Source organism: Niveispirillum sp. KHB5.9, assembly GCF_048066115.1.
GTDB lineage: Bacteria > Pseudomonadota > Alphaproteobacteria > Azospirillales > Azospirillaceae > Niveispirillum.
Genome location: NZ_JBLTYX010000001.1, coordinates 690,010 through 713,035, shown reverse-complemented (window position 1 = coordinate 713,035; position 23,026 = coordinate 690,010). Strand labels below are relative to the sequence as shown.

General features: G+C 65.3%; 17 protein-coding genes. 11 read left to right on the top strand and 6 right to left on the bottom strand.

Annotation, left to right across the window (positions count from 1 at the left end):
* Positions 1 to 12: 12 nt before the first annotated feature.
* Positions 13 to 300 (bottom strand): UxaA family hydrolase, encoded by a 288-nt coding sequence (locus ACM9HJ_RS02825; RefSeq protein ID WP_416570159.1) that lies wholly within the window; start codon positions 298 to 300, stop codon positions 13 to 15.
* Between the two features lie 186 nt (positions 301 to 486).
* Here ACM9HJ_RS02825 and araD point away from each other — a divergent pair, with 186 nt between their 5' ends.
* From araD to ACM9HJ_RS02800, 5 genes are read left to right on the top strand one after another with little or no spacing between them, the layout of a single operon-like run.
* Positions 487 to 2,229 carry an L-arabinonate dehydratase gene (araD, locus tag ACM9HJ_RS02820; protein WP_416570158.1) on the top strand — a complete coding sequence of 581 codons (1,743 nt, stop codon included), beginning with the start codon at positions 487 to 489 and terminating at the stop codon, positions 2,227 to 2,229.
* A gap of 11 nt (positions 2,230 to 2,240) precedes the next feature.
* Positions 2,241 to 3,044 (top strand): HpcH/HpaI aldolase family protein, encoded by an 804-nt coding sequence (locus ACM9HJ_RS02815; protein WP_416570157.1) that lies wholly within the window; start codon positions 2,241 to 2,243, stop codon positions 3,042 to 3,044.
* Between the two features lie 2 nt (positions 3,045 to 3,046).
* On the top strand, positions 3,047 to 3,916 hold the full coding sequence (locus ACM9HJ_RS02810; RefSeq protein ID WP_416570156.1) for an aldose 1-epimerase: 870 nt from the start codon (positions 3,047 to 3,049) through the stop codon (positions 3,914 to 3,916).
* A complete protein-coding gene (locus ACM9HJ_RS02805) occupies positions 3,913 to 4,779 on the top strand; it encodes an SMP-30/gluconolactonase/LRE family protein (protein ID WP_416570155.1) in 867 nt (288 codons plus the stop codon). The genes ACM9HJ_RS02810 and ACM9HJ_RS02805 overlap by 4 nt, the downstream gene beginning before the upstream one ends.
* On the top strand, positions 4,776 to 5,525 hold the full coding sequence (locus tag ACM9HJ_RS02800; protein ID WP_416570154.1) for an SDR family NAD(P)-dependent oxidoreductase: 750 nt from the start codon (positions 4,776 to 4,778) through the stop codon (positions 5,523 to 5,525). The genes ACM9HJ_RS02805 and ACM9HJ_RS02800 overlap by 4 nt, the downstream gene beginning before the upstream one ends.
* Positions 5,526 to 5,542: 17 nt before the next feature.
* Here the strand turns inward: ACM9HJ_RS02800 and ACM9HJ_RS02795 are convergent, their stop codons facing one another.
* Positions 5,543 to 6,286: a FadR/GntR family transcriptional regulator gene (locus tag ACM9HJ_RS02795; RefSeq protein WP_416570153.1), complete on the bottom strand. Its 744-nt coding sequence runs from the start codon at positions 6,284 to 6,286 to the stop codon at positions 5,543 to 5,545.
* A gap of 103 nt (positions 6,287 to 6,389) precedes the next feature.
* On the bottom strand, positions 6,390 to 9,269 hold the full coding sequence (locus tag ACM9HJ_RS02790; protein ID WP_416570152.1) for a TonB-dependent receptor: 2,880 nt from the start codon (positions 9,267 to 9,269) through the stop codon (positions 6,390 to 6,392).
* Between the two features lie 317 nt (positions 9,270 to 9,586).
* Here ACM9HJ_RS02790 and ACM9HJ_RS02785 point away from each other — a divergent pair, with 317 nt between their 5' ends.
* Genes ACM9HJ_RS02785 through ACM9HJ_RS02770 form a run of 4 tightly spaced genes read left to right on the top strand, consistent with a single transcriptional unit; the run spans position 9,587 to position 16,070 of the window.
* Entirely contained in the window at positions 9,587 to 11,788 is a 2,202-nt protein-coding gene (locus ACM9HJ_RS02785) for a chondroitinase-B domain-containing protein (RefSeq protein WP_416570151.1), read from the top strand.
* Positions 11,789 to 11,816: 28 nt separating this feature from the next.
* Complete coding sequence (locus tag ACM9HJ_RS02780) at positions 11,817 to 14,000, top strand: heparinase II/III domain-containing protein (RefSeq protein ID WP_416570150.1); 2,184 nt, start codon at positions 11,817 to 11,819, stop codon at positions 13,998 to 14,000.
* Positions 14,001 to 14,028: 28 nt separating this feature from the next.
* On the top strand, positions 14,029 to 15,321 hold the full coding sequence (locus ACM9HJ_RS02775; RefSeq protein ID WP_416570149.1) for an MFS transporter: 1,293 nt from the start codon (positions 14,029 to 14,031) through the stop codon (positions 15,319 to 15,321).
* Entirely contained in the window at positions 15,318 to 16,070 is a 753-nt protein-coding gene (locus tag ACM9HJ_RS02770; protein WP_416570148.1) for an SDR family NAD(P)-dependent oxidoreductase, read from the top strand. Before ACM9HJ_RS02775 ends, ACM9HJ_RS02770 begins: the two co-directional genes overlap by 4 nt.
* 31 nt (positions 16,071 to 16,101) lie before the next feature.
* Here the strand turns inward: ACM9HJ_RS02770 and ACM9HJ_RS02765 are convergent, their stop codons facing one another.
* On the bottom strand, positions 16,102 to 17,070 hold the full coding sequence (locus ACM9HJ_RS02765; RefSeq protein WP_416570147.1) for an ABC transporter substrate-binding protein: 969 nt from the start codon (positions 17,068 to 17,070) through the stop codon (positions 16,102 to 16,104).
* Positions 17,071 to 17,246: 176 nt separating this feature from the next.
* On the opposite strand from ACM9HJ_RS02765, the gene ACM9HJ_RS02760 reads away from it, so the two are divergent.
* Positions 17,247 to 20,054, top strand: a complete 2,808-nt coding sequence (locus tag ACM9HJ_RS02760; RefSeq protein ID WP_416570146.1) for a TonB-dependent receptor plug domain-containing protein — start codon at positions 17,247 to 17,249, stop codon at positions 20,052 to 20,054.
* 58 nt (positions 20,055 to 20,112) lie between these two features.
* On the opposite strand, the gene ACM9HJ_RS02755 is transcribed toward ACM9HJ_RS02760, so the two are convergent.
* On the bottom strand, positions 20,113 to 20,841 hold the full coding sequence (locus tag ACM9HJ_RS02755) for an SDR family oxidoreductase (protein ID WP_416570145.1): 729 nt from the start codon (positions 20,839 to 20,841) through the stop codon (positions 20,113 to 20,115).
* Between the two features lie 101 nt (positions 20,842 to 20,942).
* Between ACM9HJ_RS02755 and ACM9HJ_RS02750 the strand changes: the two genes are divergently transcribed.
* Positions 20,943 to 21,404, top strand: coding sequence for a YkgJ family cysteine cluster protein (locus ACM9HJ_RS02750; RefSeq protein WP_416570144.1), 462 nt, complete (start codon positions 20,943 to 20,945; stop codon positions 21,402 to 21,404).
* Here ACM9HJ_RS02750 and ACM9HJ_RS02745 read toward each other — a convergent pair.
* The gene (locus ACM9HJ_RS02745) at positions 21,401 to 22,810 is read right to left on the bottom strand and encodes an aldehyde dehydrogenase family protein (protein ID WP_416570143.1); all 1,410 of its coding nucleotides are present in this window, start codon (positions 22,808 to 22,810) and stop codon (positions 21,401 to 21,403) included. The genes ACM9HJ_RS02750 and ACM9HJ_RS02745 overlap by 4 nt on opposite strands.
* Between the last annotated feature and the right edge of the window lie 216 nt (positions 22,811 to 23,026).

Here is a 23,026-nt window from a genome sequence, read left to right as displayed (position 1 = left end):
ATCCAGGTCCCCTTACCAGCGCTTGGTCTTCAGATTGTGGGTATGGACATGGGCGCCCTTTTTGATGGGCTGCACCACCTTGCCGATATCCTCGCCATATTTGATGACGGTGTCGCCGACCGCGAAATCGCGCAGCGCCACCTTGTGCCCGATCTGGACATCCTGATTCACGGTTGCCCGGAATTCGCTGTTGTCCTCGGTCACGACGCACAGCATGTCGGTGCCGGCCGTCAGCCCTTCCACGACGACGACGCCGACATTGTCGGCCCGGTCATGGACCAGAAGATGTGGTGCGCCCACGGATGCCTCCCTTCCTTCGTTGCAAGCTTGAAGTCTTATATAAGACACATAAGCTCACAGACATCGGCGCTTGGCAAGACGGGTTTTTGATGATTTTCAGGAATGGCGGTATTCCGCCGATTTTTGCGTTGACTTTGCCCGCCAAAGCGCCGTTGATGTCAGCGGTCTTATATAAGAGCTGGTGATATGAGCAACCCGCCATCCGACCCGAAACGCCCCTTGCGCAGTGCCCGATGGTTCGCATCCCCCGACATGCGCGGCTTTGCCCACCGGCAGCGGACGCAGCAGATGGGGCTGCGGCGGGAAGAGTTCATGGACCGCCCGGTGATCGCCATCGTGAACACCTGGAGCGAGATGAGCCCCTGCCACATCCATCTGCGCGATGTGGCGGACGCCGTGAAGCGAGGGGTCTTGCGGGCCGGCGGCTATCCGGTGGAACTGCCCGCACTCAGCGTGGGGGAGGTGATGGTCAAGCCCACCACCATGCTCTACCGCAACTTCCTGGCCATGGAGACGGAGGAGTTGCTGCGCTCCCACCCGATCGACGGCGCGGTGCTGCTGGGCGGGTGCGACAAGTCCACGCCGGGGCTTTTGATGGGGGCGATCAGTGCCGGGCTGCCGGCCATATACTGTCCCGCCGGGCCCATGGCCAATGGGCAGTGGCGCGGCACCAAGACCGGGGCGGGGACGCATACCAAGAAATACTGGGACGAGCTGCGGGCCGGGAACATCACGCCCGCCGACTGGCTGGATCTTGAGTCGCGAATGACGCGGTCCATCGGCACCTGCAATACCATGGGCACGGCATCGACCATGACCGGCATCGTCGATGCCATGGGCATGACTCTGCCTGGCGCCTCGTCCATCCCCGCCGTGGATAGCGGGCATCGGCGCATGGCGTCGCTGTGCGGGGAACGGATCGTGGAAATGGTGGGCGAGGATCTGACGCCGCAGAAGATATTGACCCGCGATGCCTTCCTGAATGGCGTTACCGCCTATATGGCGCTGGGCGGGTCGACCAATGCCGCCATCCATATGATCGCCATGGCTGGGCGGGCTGGCGTTGACCTGGACCTGGACGATCTGGCCGATGCCGCACGGCGCATCCCGGTCTGCGCCAACCTGTTCCCGTCCGGCAATGCACTGATGGAGGATTTCTTCTTCGCCGGCGGGATGAAGGCGCTGCTGTGGAAGCTGCGCGATCATCTGCGGCTCGATTGCCTGACCGTATCCGGCCGGACGCTGGGGCTGGAGATTTCGGATGCGGAATGTTACGATGACGATATCATCCGCGATGCGTCGAACCCGGTCGTGCCGCTGGAACGTGGTGCCACCCTGGCGCTGCTGCGTGGCAATCTCTGTCCCGACGGGGCGGTGATGAAATCGTCCGCCGCCGATCCAAGGCTGCTGCGCCATACCGGCCGGGCCATCGTGTTCGATGGCAACGCGCAGATGCTGGCCGCCATCGATGATCCGACGTTGGATATCGATGCCGACAGCGTCATCATCCTGCGGGGTGGCGGGCCGGTGGGGGCGCCGGGCATGCCGGAATGGGGCAACCTGCCCATCCCGAAGAAGCTGCTGGCCCAGGGGGTGCGCGACATGGTGCGCATTTCCGATGCCCGCATGTCCGGCACCCATTACGGCGCCTGCATCGTGCATGCGGCACCGGAGGCGGCAGTGGGTGGGCCCCTGGCCCTGGTGCGCACCGGCGACCTGATCCGGCTGGACGCCGTGGCCGGCACCCTGGACATGCTGGTGGATGAAGACGAACTGGCCCGCCGCCGCGCCGCCTGGGTACCGCCGGCCAATACTTACGAACGATCCTACGCCGCCCTTTACCGCGCGCATGTAACCCAGGCGCCGGCAGGCTGCGATTTCGACTTCCTGGCCGGTACCGCCAAGGTGCCGGAACCGCCGATCTATTGAGGACGCCCCTGATGCATGAAGTTTTGAACCCGCTGAAGCGCCGGCTGGCGGATACGTCCAAGCTGCTGACCGGCACCTGGCTGATGTCGGGTGCGCCCAGCACGGCGGAAGCGATGGGCCATTGTGGCTTCGACTTCCTGGTGGTGGACATGGAACATGTGCCCATCGAGATGTCGGACCTGGCCAATATCCTGCGCGCCATCGAATGCACACCGGCCCAGGCGATCGTGCGGCTGGCCTGGAACGACCAGGTGCTGGTCAAGCGGGTCATGGATGCCGGTGCCCGCACGGTGATGCTGCCCTTTGTTGAAACCGCCGAGGAGGCGCGGGCCGCCGTCTCCTACACCCGCTATCCGCCCGACGGCGTGCGCGGCGTGGCCGCCATCCATCGCGGATCGCGTTATGGCCGCGTTGCCGACTATCTGAAACGCGCCAATGACGAGGTGGCGGTCATTGTGCAGATGGAAACGCCGGGTGCCGTCTCCCGCGCGGCGGAGATCGCCGCCGTGCCGGGCGTGGATGCGCTGTTCCTGGGGCCGGGCGATCTGTCGGCCGCCATGGGCCTGATCGGACAGGTGGGGCATGCGGCGGTGCAGGACAAGATCGCCGAGGCCGCGAGACTGGCCAAGCAGGCGGGCAAGCCCATCGGCATTGTCGGCCCCAATCCGGAGATGGTGGGCCGCTTCATCGATTATGGCTACAGCTTCGCCGCCGTGGCATCCGACATCGCCATGATGACGGGCCGGGCTGTGGAATGGCAGGCGGCACTGCGCGGACAGGCGCCGGCGGCGCCTGTCGTGGCCGGTCCCTATTGACCATGACCAGCACCATCACCCTGTCGGCCGGTCCCATACGGGCAGAAGTGGCGCCCGCCATCGGCGGGGCGCTGCTGTCGCTGACGCGTGACGGGGTGCCCATCCTGCGCCCGACGCCGGAAGGGGCCACAGTTCGGCAGACCGCGTGCTATCCCATGCTACCCTATGCCAACCGCATCGCCGATGGACGGTTCCTGTTCGCCATGCGCTGGCACCAGCTGCGCCGCAACACGCCGGACATCGCCCATCCCCTGCACGGGCTGGGCTGGCAGCGGGAATGGGATGTGGAGGTGCTAGGCGGCGACCATGTCACCCTGCGCCTGTCGCACAAGGCGGTGGATGAGGGGGAGTGGCCCTATGCGTTCACCGCCCGCATGGAATATCGGCTGACCGATGCGGGGCTGGAAATCGGGCTGCAGCTGACCAACGACAGTCCCGGCATGGCGCCGGCCGGCATGGGCTTGCACCCGTTCTTCCCGCGCGGTGCCGGCACCATGCTGCGTTTCTCCGCCCTGTCCTATTGGCGCAGCGGGGCGGACGGGCTGCCGGAACGGGTGGTGATGCCGCCCGACCCGGATTTCCGGCATGGGCGGATGCTGGATGATGGGCTGGTGGATGGCGATTTCCCCGGCTGGGCCGGCATCGCCCATGTCACCGGATCGGCGCCCGGCCTGCTGGTCAGCCTGCGTGCCGACCGGCTGTTCGGCACGCTGCGCGTCTATACGCCAGCCGGCCGTGATTTCTTCGCCGTGGAGCCCGTCACCCATGGCGCCAACGCCCTGAACCAGCCGGAACTGCCGGCCATGGCCATCCTGGCCCCCGGCACCAGCCTGTCCGGCACGGTGCGCATCCTTGCGGAGCCTTTGGCATGAGCCTGTTCGAACCCGTCCTGTCCCTGCGCACGGCTCTGGGCGAAAGCCCGGTCTGGGGCGGGAACAGCCTGTCCTTCGTCGATATCATCGGCAAGAAGCTGCACCGCTACCGCCCCGCCGATGGCACCCTGTCCAGCCTGGACCTGCCCGAACATCCCGGCTGCGCCGTGCCCCTGGCCGGTGGCGGTTTCGTCATGGGCATGCGTACGGGCATCTATCGCGTCGGTGCCGATGGCGCGGTTGGGCCGATGCTGGCTGCCAACCCGACCGATCCCGCCGATACCCGCTTCAATGACGGCCGCGTCGATCCCGCCGGGCATCTGCTGATCGGCACCATCGATGAGCCCAAGTCCGGGTCGCGCGGCGGGCTCTATCGGCTGGAAAAGGGGGGATTGCGGCGGCTGTTCGGCGGGTTGCTGACCTCCAACGGGCTCGCCTTCTCCCCCGACGGGCGCATACTGTACCATTCCGATACGCCACGCTTTGCCGTGCATGCCTATGATTATGATGCGGCCAGCGGGCAGGTGGCAAACAAGCGCCTGTTCGCGCAGCTGGACCCGGATGCGCCCGACCGTGGCCGGCCCGACGGGGCGGCGGTGGATGCGGATGGCTGCTATTGGACCGCCCTTTATGCCGGCGGGCGGGTGCAGCGCTACGATCCCGACGGACGGCTGATGGCGGAATACAGGACCCCGGCCCGGTCGCCCACCATGCCCTGCTTCGGCGGGCCGGACCGCAAGACGCTGTATGTCACCAGCGTCGGGGCCGGCTTCGACGGTCCGCTGGACGGTGCCCTGTTCGCGATGCCGGTCGATGTCGCCGGCCTGCCCACTACACTTTGCCAGCCGGAGAGCCTGCCATGAGCGTGCGGTATCACAGCCTGGAGGGCCGATCCGTCCTGATCACCGGTGGCGCGTCGGGCATTGGCGGGGCGATGGTGGAGGCGTTCGCCGGACAGGGCGCACGGGTCAGCTTCATCGATATCGATGAGGCGGCGGGGGCGGCCATGGCGGCGCGCACCGGGGCCCGCTTCACCGCTTGCGACGTCACCGATATCGCCGCCCTGCGCGCCACCATCGCCACGATCGAACAGGCGAGCGGCGGCATCGGCGTGCTGATCAACAATGCCGGCAAGGATGACCGGCAGGCGGTGGACAGCGTTGAGCCGGAAAGCTGGCGGCGCATGCTGGCACTCAACCTGGATCACCAGTTCTTCGCCAGTCAGGCGGCGGCTCCGGCGATGATGGCGCGGGGCACCGGGTCGATCATCATGCTGGGCAGCATTTCCTGGATGCGCGGGCGGCCGGGCATGGTCAGCTACACTACGTCCAAGGCCGCCATCAACGGCCTGACCCGCACCCTGTCGCGGGAATACGGGCCGGGCGGGGTCCGGGTGAACTGCATCGTGCCCGGCGCCATCCTGACCGACCGGCAATCCGCCCTGTGGCTGACCCCGGAACTGAACCAGCAATTCATCGACCTGCAGGCCCTTAAATTCCGCCTGACGGCGGAACATGTGGCCCGGATGGCGCTGTTCCTGGCATCGGATGAAAGTGCCGGCTGCACCGGCGCCAATTTCATGGTCGATGCCGGGCTGACGCAGAACTGACGGGCCCCTACCGCCGGTCAGATCTGGGTGGTCAGCAGGAAGCGCTGGCGGTCCTGGCTGGTCCGGCGCTTGATCTCCTCCAGCTCCCGCTTTTCGCTGGCGGTCAGCATCGCTTCGAACAGGCGGTGGAAATGCTCGCGCATCGCGGCGCGCGACGCGGCGGGATCGCGACGGCGCAGGGCCTCCAGGATGGCGGCATGCTCGTCGGTACGGGCCTGGGCGTCTGACACGCAGACACTTTCATAGACATCGCGCACGCGCGGCAGTTCGGTCCGCATGCGCCAAAGGTTCTGCACCGTATGTTCCACCACCGGGTTGCCGCCCAGCTGGGCGATGGTCAGGTGGAACTGCCGGTCCAGGGCATCGCCGGTTTCGATGTCGCCATGCTTCACGGCCGCCATCTTGCGGACGATCTGGTCCAGCGTGGCCAGGCCTTCCTCCGTCATGTTGGCGGCGGCAAGGGCCGCGGCTTCCGCCTCCAGCACCGCGCGCGCCGCCGTCAGTTCGAAGGCCGACACGTCGGGCAGCTGGGTCCCGGCCTCGCCCTTGGGCTTCTGCACATAGGCGCCGGAACCGATCTTGACGGTGATATAGCCGAGCGCTTCCAGGGCGATTTCCGCCTCGCGGATGGTGACGCGGCTGACATTGAACCGCTCGCTCAACTCGCGTTCGCCGGGCAGGCGGCTGCCCACGGGGAATTCCCCGCTCTCGATCAGGTCCATGATGGCCTTGGTGACGGTCTGGTATAGACGCTGCTTCACTTTGGTTCGGTCCTGATCCCTGCCACTGGTCTGGAGTGTGATTACCATAAGGATTGGCGGGCGGCAAAGCCGGTCATGACTTTACCGCCCTTCAATACCTGCATCAGAAGCGGTAACGCGCGCCCATATAGTAACGCGAACCGTAGAGATGCACCTCGCGCACGCCGCCGGTGATGGGCATATCCTCCACCCGCTCGGCATTGTTGATGTTGGACCCTTCGAACGACAGGCTCAAATTCTCGTTCACGCGGTAGGTCGCCCGGAAATCGATGACGCCGGCGCCGCGGACGATGCGGTTCTGGGCGGCAGCGCCCACGAACTGCTGGAAATAGGGCGAGCGGTATTTGTAGATGCCCTGCAACTCCACCGGCCCCAGCTCGTAATAGACGGAGCCGGAGACGACATGCTTGGACAGGCCGAAAATGTTCACCGGGTCGATGATGCCGGGGATGGTGCGGCCGGTGACAGGATCATACTGGTCACCCAGGCGCAGATCCTCGTTCTCATAATTGCTGTTGGCGTAATTGTAGCTGGCCTTGGCGCCCAGCCCGTCGAACGGGTAGGGCAGGTCGGAGAAGCGGTAGCTGCCCGACAGTTCCAAACCATAGATGCGGCTCTTGGTGTCGCTGGTTTCCGTCAGGATGACCGGCACGGTGATGTCGCGGCCGCCGACATTGAACTGTTCATTGACGACACGGTTGGTGAAGCCGCCCTGGAACTTCTTGTAGTACACGGCGGCGCTGAACAGGCTGTCGCGGTTCAGGTAATATTCGAACGACAGGTCGGCGTTCCAGGACAGAAGCGGCTTGATCGCCGGGTTGCCGGCGGCCGTGATCGACCGGATGGCCTGTTCGACCGAGGTGAAGCTGGTGCCGCTTTCCAGGGTGAAGGTGCGGCCGGCCCCCAGATCCTCCGGGTCCGGGCGCGACATGGCGCGGAACAGGCCCAGGCGGACGCGGAAATCATCATGAAGGTCGAAGGCGGCGTTGAAGCTAGGCAGCCAGGCATCGTTCCTGCCCTTGAAGGTCTGGCTTTCGAACTGGCCGTTGGACACCAGGCGGATGCTGCCATCGGGATTGGTGACGACGTTGAAGCCGCCACGCAGGCCGATGGAATTGACCTCCGTATGGACATAGCGCAGGCCGAAATTGCCGCTGACCGGCAGGTCGCCCAGCTGCGTCTCATATTCGGCTATGCCATAGCCGGCCGTGGCCTTTTCCACCATGTCGCGATTGCCGATGGCCCGCATGTCGGTGTTACGGCCAGGATCGTCACTGCCGATCAGCGAATTCATCAGACAGCTGGCATCGAATGCCGCCCAGGATGAAATGGGCGTGCCCTTGGCATCCTTCATGAAGTCCTTCTGCGGGAAGGCGATCTGGCAGGCGCGGTTGGCAGCGGCGTTCGCGGCCGCATCGGTGATGTTATATTCCTTGCGGTCCTGCGGCACGTCGCGGAACAGATGCTCGCTGTAACGTGCGCCAAGTTTCACCGCGGTGATCGGCCCGTCCTCCAGCGTGTAGGCGGCATCCAGCTTGCCGGCATCGATCTGGTCCCAACGGATCTGTTCGGTGCGGCGCACGCGGGCGGCGGCGCTGAAATTGGCGTGACGGGTCACGTCATAGCCGCCGCCGACCCCGATGGTGGGCAGCCAGCCATTGGTGGCGTCATAGGTATAGGGGATGCGCTGGCCGCCGGTGACCCCGGCGATTGTGGCGCCATTGATATCGGTGGCGTTGGAGCGCATGCGCACCTCGCGGTCCAGACGCGACCGGTAGGTGTCGGACCAGCCGTAATCGGCGGAAACGGTCAGCGCATCGGACAGGCTGACGGCGACATTGATGCCGCCACCATCATATTTCTCGATCTGGTAACGCTCCATCGGCGTGGATTCCAGCGTGCTGTTGCCGGAATAGGCCAGCAGATTGCCACGGGCATCGACGGTGCGGTTGGTGATGCCGCGCAGCGTTTCGGAGAAATTCAGCTGCTGCCGGTCCTCCCAGAACTTGTAGACCGAATTCTGGTAATCGAGATTGACGTCCAGCCAGTCGCGCGGCTTCCACTGGATGGAACCCATATAGGCTTCGCGGTCGTCATGTTCGGTGATCTGGGCGAAGGTGCGGCTGCCTGGTGCCAGATAGAAGGGCGTGCCCGCCGCCGTGGCGCCCGATGCATAGCTGGCCGGGGTCACTTCCGCGCAATTGGCGGTGGCGGCACTGGTCACGCTGCCGTTGCAGGCGACATAGGTGGAGCTGGCGGTATAAAGCTCCTCGGGATTGTTGCTCTTGCCCTTCTGCACACCGAAAGCGATGCCCAGTTCACCGGCATTGCCCAGATCATACTGGTCGACATAGGTGCCGGTGCCGCGCCAGCCCAGGCCGTTCTTGTCCTCCAGCCGCTTGTCATAGGATTGGTAGATGCCGCGCCCTTCCACCTGGATGCGCTGCTTGCCGAAATCCAGGGGTTTCATGGTCTGCATGTCGATGATGCCCGACACGCCGCCTTCGACGAAATCGGCCTGCTGCGACTTGTAGATGGCGATGCCGTTGATCAGTTCCGACGGGAACATGGAGAAATTCACCGACCGGTCGCCGGAGCCGTTGCTGGCCTCGCGCCCGTTGAAGGTGGTGGCACCCAGGAACGGACCCAGGCCGCGCACGGCGATTTCCGATGCACCGCCCTTTTCACGGTGGGTGGCCGCACCGGTGATGTTCTCGATCGCCTCACCCACCGACAGGGCCGGGATGTCGCCGATATCGTCTGAGGACAGGACGTCGGACACGACCGAGGCTTCGCGCTTCTGTTCGATGGAGCTTTGGATGGCCGCACGCACGCCGGTCACCACGATCTCTTCCAGCACCACGTCGCTGGCGGCCGGTGTACCGGTCTGGCCCTGGGCGGCGGCCGTCAAGGCGGCCAATGCCACACCGCAGAACAGGCCCATGCGCACGATGCCGGCGCGATTATCCATTCGCTTTGCCACGCGTTCCTCCCTCGTCACTGTCTTGGTCACAGGTTCTTATTGAAGTGAACCCCTAAATCCACACGACCAGTATGTCAACCAGATTTCCATGCCAATTTATCGGAAAATATCCAAACCAATTTACCGATCCGGTTGGTAAAGTGGAATCATCGACTGGTATGGGGGCGGAAAAGCCGCGCAATGCTTGGCATTGGGTGTCCGGGCGAGAAGGATTGGCTGATGGGCTGGATAACTGGCCCTGCAATCTGGTCTGTCAAATAGGTTGACAGATTGGTCTAAATTGGTCTGAATGCCGACCAATCCGATGCGAGGTCAGAATGTCCCCGTCCTTCCGTACCCTGCTGCACCTGTCGATCGCCCTGCCGCTGCTGGCGGGTTTGCCGGCCTGCGCTCCGCATGCGGCGGGTCCGGCAAAGGCGGCGGTTGCCCAGGGCCGCACCCTGCTGGCCCGTGATCCGGCTCAGTTCCAGGCGCTGCTGGCCACGGCGAAGCCGGGCGACCGGCTGGTGCTGGCCGATGGGGTGTGGCGGGATTTCCGCATCGATTTCTTCGCGCAAGGGACGGAAGGCGCGCCCATCACCCTGGCGGCGCAAACGCCGGGCAAGGTGATCCTGTCGGGCAAGTCCAACCTGCGGCTGGCCGGATCGCATCTGGTGGTGACGGGTCTGGTGTTCCGCGACGGCTATACGCCGACGGGCGAGGTGATCGCGTTCCGGGGGGAGAAGGGGGCGGTGGCCAGCCATTCCCGAGTCACCGAGACGGTGATCGACGCCTATAACCGCCCGGCCCGGCAGGAGAGCGACCATTGGGTGGCGCTTTATGGCAGCGACAACCGCTTCGACCATAATCATATCGCCGGCAAGACCAACCAGGGCGCCACCCTGGTGGTGATCCGCGATCCGCAATACGGCCTGGATAACCGCCACCGCATCGACCGCAATTATTTCGGCCCCCGGCCCAGCCTGGGCTCGAACGGTGGGGAGACCATCCGCGTCGGCACCAGCCATCAGTCGCGCAGCGATAGCCACACGACCGTCGAATATAACTATTTCGAGCGCTGCGACGGGGAGGTGGAGATCATCTCCAGCAAGTCGGGCGGTAATATCTATCGCGGCAATGTGTTCATGGAATCGGCCGGCGCCCTGACCTTGCGCCATGGCAACGGCAATGTCGTGGAAGACAATGTCTTCTTCGGTAACGCCAGGCCGCACACCGGCGGCATCCGCGTCATCAACCGCGACCAGATCGTCCGCAACAATTACCTGGAAGGCTTGGCGGGCAAGAGCTTCGCCAGTGCCGTGGCCGTGCTGAACGGCGTGCCCGACGGGCCGATCAACCGCTATGACCCGGTGGTCAATGCGCAGATCACCAATAACAGCATCATCGACGCCGCCTCCATCGAGTTGGGGGCGGGTGCCGACAAGGAACGCTCCGCCCCGCCCACGCAAAGCCGCTTCGCCAGCAACCTGATCACCGGTGGTTCGGAGGAGATTTTCCGGATCATGGATGATGTCTCCGGCATCACCTTCGACGGCAATGTCCAGACGCCGGTGAAGCAGCCGGCCCTGGCGGGCATCACCCGCCGGCCGGTCGAACTGCGCCGCGCGGAGAATGGCCTGCTTTACCCGACCGATCCGGCGCTGGCCGGCACCGGCGTTCGCCGCGACCTGAAACCCATCACCAAGGCCGATGTCGGCGTCTCCTGGTACCCCAAGGACGTGCCCCAGGCCGGGTTCGGCACCGGCCATACCCTGGATGTGGCGCCGGGCGACGGCACCCTGTCCGCCGCCTTCGCCAAGGCCGGGGCCGGCGACATCCTGTCGCTTTCCACCGGGCTTTACCGGGTGGAGGAGGTGCTGTCCGTGGCCAAGCCGCTCTGGCTGCGCGGCGCCGGTGAAATCCGTTTCTCCCGCCCCACCCTGTTTAGGATCGAGGAGGGCGGGGCGCTGCGCCTGACCGGTGTCACCATCAGCGGTGCCGACGCGCCCGACGCCACCGGCAATGCCGTGATCCGCACCGCCGACGGCATGGGCCGGAATTATGAATTGCGGTTGGAGGACAGCCGCTTCACCGGGCTGGACGTCAATAATGCCTTCCATGTCGTGGCGGGGGGGAAGGGCTCGCTGGCTGGTCTGATATCGGTAAATCATTCCATATTTCAGAACATCACCGGTGCCGCCCTGAAGCTGGACGCGGAGACCGACGATCTGGGCCTCTACAATGCCGAACGGGTGGAGATCGCGGGATCGGAATTCAGCCATGTGAAGGGCGGGGTCCTGTCGCTTTATCGCGGCGGCAAGGATGAAAGCACCTTCGGGCCGAAGCTTGATTTCATCGACAACAAGGTCACGAAGGCCGGTTCGGCCGATATACCATCCCTGCGTCTGCATGGCGTGCAGGCCATCCGCATCACGGGCAACCGTTTCACCGACAGCGGTGCGATCAAGGTGACCCGCACGGTGGGTGAACCGGTCACCATCATCCAGAACAATGAATTCAAAGGCACGCCCGCGCCATAGGCCCAAAGCCCTGATGGGAGGAAACCACATGCATCAACGCCATTCCTTCGCCTTGGCCGTATTGGCGGTCATGGCCGTGGCGCCGGCAGCAAGGGCCGATACCGTTCCCGTGCTGGTGGACGAGGTCGGCCGGTCGGCCATGCGCGATGCCCGGCAGAACCCGCTGTTCGCCGCCGAATTCGCCCGCGCCATGGCGAATGTGGAAGCCGCGCGGCAGGCCGGCATCCAGGTGCCGGTGCCCAAGGACCCCGGCGGCGGTTACACCCATGAACAGCATAAGCGCAATTTCCGGGCGCTGTACGATGCCGGCGCGCTCTATGCCATCACCGGGGACAAGGTCTATGTGGATTTCAGCCGCGACATGCTGCTGGCCTACGCGAAGATCTATCCCGGCCTGGGGCCGCATCCGGCGGGGCGGGGGGAAATCCCCGGCCGGCTGTTCTGGCAGACGCTGAATGACAGCAACTGGCTGTTCTATGCCATCCAGGGCTATGACGCGGTGCGCGCCGCGATGGCGGAGAAGGACCGCAAGATCATCGAGGACAAGGTGTTCCGGCCCATGGCCCGGTTCCTGTCCGACGGATCGCCCCGCAATTTCAACCTGATCCACAACCACGCCACCTGGGCCGTGGCAGCGGTGGGCATGACGGGGTACGTCCTGCGCGATCGCAATCTGGTGGACAAGGCGCTGCTGGGCCTGGACAAGTCGGGCACGGCCGGCTTCCTGAAACAGGTCGACCAGCTGTTCTCCCCCGACGGTTATTACGAAGAGGGGCCGTATTATCAGCGTTACGCGCTGCTGCCCTTCATCGGTTTCGCCCGCGCCATCGATCAGAACGAGCCGCAGCGCGGCATCTTCCAGCGCCGCGACGGCGTACTGCTGAAGGCGGTGCGGACCACGATCAACCTGACCTATGGCGGCCTGTTCTTCCCGCTGAACGACGCGTTGAAGGACAAGGGGCTGGCGACGGAGGAACTGTACCAGGCGGTGGCCATCGCCTATGCCCGCACCGGCGATACCGGCTTCCTGTCGGTGGCACAGGGGCAGGGAAGGGCGGTGCTGACGCCGGACGGGGCGGCCCTGTCGGCCGGTATCGCCGCCGGCAAATCCACGCCGTTCGCCTTCACGTCCCAGAACCTGGGCGACGGGCCGGACGGCACTCATGGCAGCCTTTCCATCCTGCGTGCCGGCACGGGGCCGAAGCATCAGGCGCTGGTGGCCAAGAACACCGCCCAGGGCATGGGCCATGGCCATTTCGACAAGCTGTCCTGGATCTTCTACGACAATGGCGCGGAGGTGGTGGCCGATTACGGTGCCGCGCGCTTCCTGAATATCGAAAGCAAGGCCGGCGGCATCTATCTGCCGGAAAACAAAAGCTGGGCCAAGCAGACCATCGCCCACAATACTCTGGTAGTGGACGAGGCCAGCCATTTCGACGCGGACGTGAAGCGGGCCCAGCCCGTCGCACCGACGCCGCTGTTCTTCCATGCCGATGATGACATGCGCATCGTGTCGGCCCGCATGGACGGGGCCTATCCGGGTGTCACCTTCACCCGCACAATGGCGCTGCTGGGCCATGCGGAGCTGGACAGGCCGGTGGTCATCGACCTGCTGAAGGTGGCGTCGGACAGGCCGGCCAAGCTGGACCTGCCGCTGCATTACCGCGGCCATATCATGGATGTCGGCTTTCCGCTGTCCTCCAACACCGACACGCGCCCAGTGCTGGGCACGGCGTCGGGATACCAGCATGTCTGGGTGGATGCGACGGGCAAGCCGGAAGCGGGTAATGCCACCCTGACCTGGCTGCTGGGTGACCGGTTCTATACCTACCGCTTCCTGCCGCAGGCCGGGGCCACCGCCATACTGGCGGAAAGCGGGGCCAACGATCCCAAGTTCAACCTGCGGCGTGAACCGATCCTGGTCCAGCGGCTGGAGGGGGCCAAGGCAGCCAGCTTCGTGGGCGTGCTGGAACCGCACGGGGAATATAATGGTGCCGCCGAATTCACCCTGCGCGGTCGCACCCGCATCACCGGCCTGACCCATGCGGAAGGCACGACGGGCGACATCGTCACCCTCACACTGACCAACGGTGCCCGCCTGCGTCTGGCCGTGTCGGCCGATCCGGCCAGGGAGACCTGGCACGAGGTGAATGTGGACGGGCGTCCCATCCGGTGGCAGGGCCCCTTTGCCAGGGTCGATGAGAAGCCGTGAAGAACCATAAGAACGGGGAGGACGGGCGATGAAACTGCCCAATCTCAGATGGTTGATCATCGCGCTGATCGGCGTGGCGACCATCGTGAACTATATCGACCGCAACGCGCTGGCCGTGATGTGGCCGGAGATCGCACCGCAGATCGGGGCGACAAAGGAGGATTACGCGCTTCTGGTCACCATCTTCATGCTGTTCTACGCTCTGGGCCAGTCGCTGTTCGGCCGCCTGTTCGACCGGATCGGCACGCGCATCGGCTTCGCCCTGTCCATCGCCGTCTGGTCGGTGGCCATCGCCCTGCATGCCGCCGCCAGTTCGATCCTGTCTTTCAGCCTGGCCCGTGCCCTGCTGGGCGTCAGTGAGGCCGGGGCCTGGCCGGGTGCGGCGAAAGCCAATGCCGAATGGTTTCCGGTGCGCGAACGCGCCTTCGCCCAGGGCCTGTTCAATGCCGGGGCGTCGCTGGGCTCCATCGTGTCCGCACCACTGATCGCCATCCTCTATCTGGCCATCGGTTGGCAGGCGACCTTCCTGCTGGTCGGCCTGCTGGGCTTCGCCTGGCTGGTGCCCTGGCTGCTGGTCTATCGCGCCGGGCCGGAGGGGCACCCCTGGATCACGGCGGCGGAGCGCGAGCATATCCTGTCGGGCCGGCAATCGGCCGGTGCGGCCGCGGACAGCGATTACGCCCCGACCTGGGGCCAGATCCTGCGCCACCGTGAAAGCTGGGCCGTCATCCTGTGTCGGTTCTTCATCGATCCGGTCTGGTGGCTGTTCGTGTCCTGGCTGCCCATCTATCTGGCGGAAACCTTCGGTTTCGATATCAAACAGATCGGCCTGTTCGCCTGGGTGCCCTATGTCGGCGCCATGCTGGGCAGCCTGTTCGGCGGCTGGCTGGCGGGCAGGTTGTTGCGCCGAGGCTGGCAGGTCGGCCGGGTGCGACGGACCGTAATCACCCTGGGCGGGGTGATCATGCTGCCGTCGCTGCTGCTGACGTCCAGCGCTGCCACGCCGCTGGCCGCCGTGCTGCTGATCGCCGTGATCCTGTTCGGGTTCCAGACGGCGATCGGCAATATCCAGACCTTGCCCAGCGACCTGTTTTCCGGCCGTTCCGTGGGTACGCTGGCCGGGATTTCCGGCACGGCGGCGGTGGCCGGCGTGCTGATCACCACCTGGCTGGTGCCGGCGATGACCGCCCAATCCTATGCGCCGATCTTCGCGCTGGGGGCGTCGCTGGTGCCGCTTTCCATCCTTTCCGTCTGGCTGCTGGGCGGGCGTCTGACGCCCGTGCAGCCGACCCCATCATCGAAGCAAGGAGCAGGAGCATGAAGCTCAAGGACAAGGTCGCCATCGTCACCGGTGGCGGCCGCGATATCGGCCGTGCGGTCTCGCAGCGGTTGGCAGCCGAAGGCGCTGCCGTCGTGGTGAATTACTGCAACGGTGCCGACAGTGCCGAAGAGACGGTGCGGTCGATCAAGGCGGCCGGCGGTCGGGCCATCGCCCACCGCGCCGACATGACCAAGCCCGACGATGTGACGTCCCTGGTGGCGGCCGCAACGGCGGCCTTCGGCGAACAGGTCGACCTGCTGGTCAATGTCACGGGCGGGCTGGTGGCGCGCAAGGTGCTGGCCGACATGGATGCCGATTTCTTCGCCCATGTCATGGACCTGAACGTGAAATCGGCGTTCCTGGCCACCAAGGCGGTGGTGCCGCTGATGAAGCAGGGCGGCGCCATCGTCAATTTCTCCTCCCAGGCCGGCCGCGATGGCGGCGGGATGGGGGCGTCGGCCTATGCCACGGCCAAGGGGGCGGTGATGACCTTCACCCGCGCCATGGCCAAGGAACTGGGCCCGTCGGGCATCCGCGTCAATGCCGTCTGCCCCGGCATGATCAGCACCAGCTTCCACGATACCTTCACCAAGGCCGAGGTGCGCAAGGCTGTGGCCGGGTCCACGCCGCTGCGGCGCGAGGGCGTGGCGGAGGAAGTGGCGGACCTGACCGCCTATCTGCTGTCGGACGAGGCCGGGTTCGTGAACGGGGCCTGCATCGACATCAATGGCGGCACCTTCTTCTCCTGACAGGTTGGCACCCTGGGGTCCTGCATAGGTCTCAGGGTGCCATCGCCTCGCGCAGTACCGACCGGTCGATCAGCTTTTCCAGTTGCGCACGGTCGCGTGCCGGGCGGTTGGCCTGGGCGGCCAGCCACTTCTCCTCATCCACCATCACGTCCAGCAGGTCACCGGGCAGGCCGGCCGGGAAACGGTGATGGTGCCAGGAGGCGGCGACCAGATCCTGCGGATACAAGCTGGAGGCGGCGACCAGGGGCCAGACCTTTTCCGGTTCCTGCACGCAAACCCGCGCGGCGGTGACCAGCCGGCGCACGAAATCCACGATCCGCGCCCGGCGCACGGGGTCGGCCAGGGCCTGGGCCGTAGTGTTCAGATTGTAAAGTTCGCGATAGATCGTGGGGTCGGACAGGCTGACCGCGTCATCGCCCAACGCCATCATGCTGCGCTCGCTCTCCGGTTCCCAAATGGCGACCGCGTCCACCTTGCGCGTTGTCAGGGCCGGTTCCATCTCGCGCGGGCGCAGGGGCACCAGCGTCACCTCACCTGCGGCGACACCCGCACGGGCCAGCAGCCGGTCCAGGAAATAGGCGGCTGACGTTCGTTCGAAGACACCGATGCGCTTGCCGCGCAAATCCTCTGCCGTTGCAATCCCCGCCGACCGCCGGGCGACGACCCGGTAAAGCCCCTCCGTCACGGTCAGGATGATGCGCAGGTCGGGATTGGCCACGGATGCGCGCAGCGCCTGGGTTTCTGCCTGCGCGGCCAGGTCGGCCGTGCCCGGTGCATGGTCGAAGCCGCCAGCGGGGGCGGCACCTTCCACCTTGAACAGGTTGTCGACACCGCCGCTGGCAAAGACCGCGATGTCGGGGCCGGCCTGCTGGATGGCGTAGAGCACTGGCCCCACCTCCATCACATCATGGCGGCCCACCACCTTCAGCGGTTCGCCCGCCTGTGCGGCAATCGATGCGATCAGGCCGGCGGCCAGTCCCAGGGCTTGGAGCGCCCGCATGTTTCCTCCTGCCAATGATGATTCTTATTCGTCAATGTATAATCAAGTTCGTTATGATGCCGCAAGAGTATCGATCCTGTCGAATTAAACGATTGGACGACCCCTACGCCCTTCATGTGAAGGTGCTGCAAAAGCGCGATCCGGCAAACGGTTTGCGATCTGAACGGGAGGGCAGAATGCGGGATAATCAAAAGACTCCAATTGCGTCCGCTTACGGGCGCCGGCGGTTGGCGACGGCGGTGGTGGCCCTGTCGATGGGCCTTCTGGCCGCACAGGGCGTATCCGCACAGGAAACGCCGGCGGAAGAACCTGAACTGTTCGAAATCATCGTTACCGGCACGCGCATCAGCGGCTTCGCCGCCCCCACGCCGGTGACCTCCATCGGTGAGGCGGAGCTGGAAACGCGGGCCATCCGCAATCTGGCCGACATCATGTTCGACACGCCGACCCTGAAGCCGGCACAGAATAGCGGCCAGTCCAGCCAGCCGATCGGCGCTAGCAATTTCGACCTGCGCGGCCTGGGCCCGAACCGGACGTTGATCCTGGTCGATGGCCGCCGCTTCCCGGCGACCGACCCCACCGGCGGCATCGACGTCAACGTCATCCCGGCCGCACTGATCAAGCGGCTGGAGATCGTGACGGGTGGCGCGTCCGCCGCCTATGGCTCCGACGCGGTGTCGGGCGTGGTCAATATCTTCCTGGATGACCGGTTCGAGGGGGTGAAGGGTTCCGCCCAGTACAGCCAGTCCAAATATGACGACCACCACAAGCCGGCGGCATCGGTCGCCGTGGGCAAGGCGTTCGGCAATTTCCATCTCGTCGTCTCCGGCGATTACTTCAAGGATGACGGCCAGTTGAACCAATCGTCGCGGCCCTGGGGTCGGGATGATTACGCCGTGCTGACCAACCCGGCCTATCCGGCGACGGCGGGCCAGACCCGTCTGGTGGTGGCACCCGATGCCCGCTTCTCCCAGATGACGTTCGGTGGCGTGACCGCGTCCAACAGCATCGCGGCCTTGCGCAATCTCCAGTTCGGGCCGGGTGGCACGGTGCTGCCCTTCACCCGCGGCACCTATGTCGGCGGCACCTTCATGGCCGGCGGCGATGGCGCCAGCCTGGCCGATACCGCCAATATCTCCCCGGAGATCGAGCGCGGCACCGGCTTCGCCAAGCTCAGCTTCGATGCGACGGAGGATCTGACCTTCTTCGCCGACGCGCTCTATTCACGCGCCGACATCTATTCCGACGGCACGACGTCGACGGATAATGGCAATATCCCCATCCAGCGCGACAATGCCTTCCTGCCCAGCCAGATCCGCAACATCCTGGTTGCCAACAACCTGGCCCGGTTCTCCATCGGCCGTGTCGGCGGGGAGGAGGGGGCGTTCTTCAACACCGTGGATAACGAGGTCCAGCGCTATGGCCTGGGCGTGAACGGCAAGTTCGGGGATGGCTGGCGCTGGGATATGTCCGGGCAGTTCAGCCGGGTGAGCTATTACCGCGAGGATGGCAATAACCGCAACAATGCCCGCTTCACCCTGGGCGTGGACAGCGTCATCAACCCGGCCACGGGCCAACCCATCTGCCGCGCCCTGCTGAACAATCCCAACCCGACGGCGGCGCAGGACCCGTTTGGCGATATCCGCGCCTGCGTGCCCATCAACCTGTTCGGTGCAGGTTCCGTGTCGCAGGCCGCATTGGATTATATCGGCGGCACCGCCATCCTGGATGCGCACCAGGAACAGGATGTCTATGTCGCCAATGTCGAAGGCTCGCCATTTGCGACCTGGGCCGGCGACGTGTCGGTGGCCCTGGGCATCGAATATCGGCGGGAGGCGGTGCGGGCCACCAATGACGATGTCTCCAAGCGCTCCGGCTGGAAGACCGTCAACCCGCAGGCCCTGCGCGGCGGGCTGAACGTCAAGGAAGGCTATGCGGAGGTGGTCTTGCCGCTGGCGATCGACCAGCCATTGGCGCAATCCCTGGACATCAACCTTGCCGGCCGCGTCACCGATTATTCCACCAGTGGTCGGGTGGAAACCTGGAAGGTCGGCGCCAATTACCAGCCGATCGACGATGTCCGCCTGCGGGCGACGCTGTCGCGCGACATCCGGGCCGCCAATATCAATGAGCTGTTCTCCGGCCAGAACCAGCTGATCAACACCATCACCAACCCGATCACCAACCTGGCCCTGTCGACGCCGCAGCTGACGGGCGGCAATCCCAACCTGCGGCCGGAACGCAGCAAGGCCTTTACCGGCGGCATCGTGTTCCAGCCGGAATGGCTGCCGGGCTTCCGCGCCTCCTTCGATCATTTCTCCTTCAAGATCGAGGATGCGATCACCGCGCTGACCGGCCAGCAGATCGTTGATGCCTGTCTGGTGCAAAAGCAGGACAGCCTGTGCAGCGCCATCACGTTCAGCGGCGATGTCATCACGCGGGTAGAGGCGACTTTGCTGAACGCCGCGCGGTCCACGGCCAAGGGCTTCGACATGGAGGCGGCCTACAGTTTCGACCTGGACGAGGCCAAGGTTGCCGTCCGTGCACTGGCCACCTATGTCGATGAGCTGACGGTGACCAGCAACGGCATCACCACCGACTTCGCCGGCACGGTGGGCAGCACCGGCACGCTGGGCCCGGCCGGCGGCATCCCGAAATGGCGCGGCACCCTGTCGGTCGATTACACGGCCGAGGCTTATGCGCTGGGCGCGGTGGTGCGCTATATCGATGGCGGCAAGCTGAACGTCGCCTATGTGGAGGGCGTGGACATCGCCGATAACAGCATCCCGTCGCGCACCTATGTCGATATCAACGGCAAGATCAGCGTGACCGATGCGGTGGATATCTATGGCGCCATCGACAACCTGTTCAACAAGGCCCCGCCGATGACGCCGGGTGCCGTGACGGCGCCCAGCTACGCGTCGTCGGTGTTCTATGACCGTATCGGCCGTACCTATGCGGTGGGCGCGCGGTTCAAGTTCTGAGCGACGTTACGTACAAGAAAGCCCGCCAACTTGAAGGAGTTGGCGGGCTTTTTGTTGTTTATCCACGTCCCAGGAAGGGCTGCCCGATCGGCAGGATCACGCTTTCCAGCACATTCACCTCCGGCGGCATCGCGGCGATGCAATGGACCAGTTCGGCAACCTGTTCGGGCCGCATGGATTGTTCGGCACTCATCCGATCCAGGCCGGGCACGAAATTGGTGATGGTGGAGCCGGGGTGGATGATGCCGGCGGTGATGCCATGCTCCCGCCCGTCCAGCGCGATGGACCGGGTCAGGCCGTCCAGGGCGAATTTGGTGGTCGTATAGGCGGCCGTATGCTCGCGCGGCACCAGGGCGGAGATGCTGCCGACCAGCAGGATGCGGCCTTGCCGACGCGGCTTCATCATCCGCACGGCGGCACGGCAGCAGAGGAACGAGGCGGTGAGGTTGATGTCCAGCACCTCCTGCCAGCGCGCAAGGCTCAGATCCTCCAGCGGTGTCTTGTCGGCGATGCCGGCATTGCTGACCAGCAGGTCGGGCGTGCCCCATTCCTGCGCCACCGCCGCGAACAGGCCATCCACCTGATCCTCGCGCGTCACGTCGGCGGCATGGATGCGCGCCGTGCCGCCGGCTTTCTCGATTTCCGCGACGATGGTGGCCAGCTTGTCCCGGCTGCGCGCGACCAGAGCCACCTTCATGCCGGACGCCGCCAGTCGGCGGGCCGTGGCCTCACCGATACCGGAGCTGGCCCCGGTCACGATGGCCACTTGTTGAAAGAGGTCCTTCATCGATGATCCTCGTTTTCAAGGTTGATGGGCACTCGATCCGATAGATCGAATGTGGTATAGTTGAACGATACATCATATTAACGAACGCTGCCGGTGCGCCCATGCAAGCGGATCAGAACGCCATCCCGTGTGATGGCTGCATTCAATGCTGCAAGAACGATCAGGTGATCCTGCATCCCGACGCGGGGGACGATCTGTCCTTCTACCGCTGGGAACCAATCGCCTCGGCGCTGTATCCCGGCCGGTCGGTGGCCGCGCTGAAGCGCGATCCCATCACCGGCCATTGCACCTATCTGACGGCGTCGGGCTGTTCGATCCATGACAAGCGCCCGTCGGTCTGTCGCCGCTTTCATTGCGCCCGCACGGCCCTGGCGCTGGAAAAACTGCCGCACCGGACCCGGAAAATCCTGCGCCGGCGGGGTGACGTGTTCGACGCGGACCTGCTGGACCGGGGCCGCGACCGGCTACAGCGCGCCCGGGAAATGGGGCTGGAGCAGGTGCTGGACACCGACCAGCAGGTGGCGGCGTTCGAGCGCATCGCGGCGATGACGAAGGGGCGTTAATCCCCAGCCCCATGGAGAACCCGGATTTCGGCGTAGGAGCGCAGGCCGGCCAGACCCATGCCGCGGCCGATGCCGGATTCCTTGAAGCCGCCGAAGGGCAGGTCGGGGGCGGCACCGCCATGGCCGTTGATCCAGACGGTCCCGGCCTCCAGCCGCCTCGCCAATGCTTCCGCTCGTGTCCGGTCGCCGCTCCATACCGAGGCACCCAGGCCGAAACGGGTGGCATTGGCGCGGGTCACGGCCTCCTCATCGCTGTCGAAGGACAGGATGGGCAGGACGGGGCCGAACTGTTCCTCATCCACCAGCCGTGTACCCTCGCGCAGGCCGGTGACGATGGTGGGGGCGATGAAATAGCCGGGCCGGTCAAGGGCGTGGCCGCCGGTCAGGATATGGCCGCCTTGGGCGCGGGCATCATCAATGATGGCCAGCACCTTCTCGAATTGCGGGCGGTTCTGCACCGGGCCGAATTCGACATCCGGCTCGAGCCCGCCGCCGACGCGGGCCTTGTGGGCCTCCGCAGCCAGGGCTTCGGCCAGGGCCCCGGCGATGGGGGCCTGGGCCAGGACGCGCTTCACCGCCATGCAGATCTGGCCACTATTGACGAAGGCGCTGGCGAACAGGCGCGGGGCGATTTCCGCAACATCCACATCATCCAGCACGATGGCAGCGTCGTTGCCGCCCAGTTCCAGCGACACGCGCTTCAGGCTGGCCGCAGCGGACGCCATCACCTTCTTGCCGGTCGCGGTGGAGCCGACGAAGGCGATCTTGTCGATGCCGGGATGGTTGGTCATCCATTGGCCCAGGTCGTTGCCGCCCGACAGGGTGTTGACCAGGCCCGGCGGCAGGGTGCGGGCCGCCAGCTCGCCCAGGCGCAGGGTGGAAAGCGGGGTGAAGGGGGATGGCTTGACCACTACCGCATTGCCTGCGGCCAGCGCCTGGGCCACCATCTGCATGGCCAGGATCAGCGGCGCGTTCCAGGGGGCGATGACGCCCACCACGCCCATGGGCACGTAATCCAGCCGCACCGGACCGAGCGGCCCTTCACGCAGATAGCCGCCGCCGATGTCGAGGGCGGCCGTGCCGGCGATGCGGTCAGCGGCGAAGGCCACTTCGCGCCGGGCGACGGCAAGCGGCTTGCCCTGTTCGCGGGTCAGCAGGACCGCCAGCGGTTCGGCTTCGGCTCGGATGGCGTCGGCGAAGGCGGTCATGGACGTGGCGCGGACGGCGATGTCCAGATGGCGCCAGGTGGCGAAGGCCTGGCGTGCGGCGGCGACGGCGAGGTCCAGCTGGGCCTCGCTGGCATCGGGCGCCATGGCGAATGGCTCACCGGTGGCGGGGTCGATGACGGGGAATGACATGGCGGCGGGCACGGAAGCGCCGCCGATGGAAAGCAGGAAGTTCGTCATGGCGACGCACCCTGTTTGGGCTATGGGAACGGGTAGCGCTGTCCCGTGGAATAATATCTACCGTCACCCCGGCGAAGGCCGGGGCCCAAGTGACAAGCGCTTTGCTCTACGACATGGGCCCCGGCCTTCGCCGGGGTGACGGTGGAGAGAGTGGTAACAGCGGTACCCAAGAGTTTCGCTGGATCCCCGCTTTCGCGGGGATGACGGTTGAGTGGG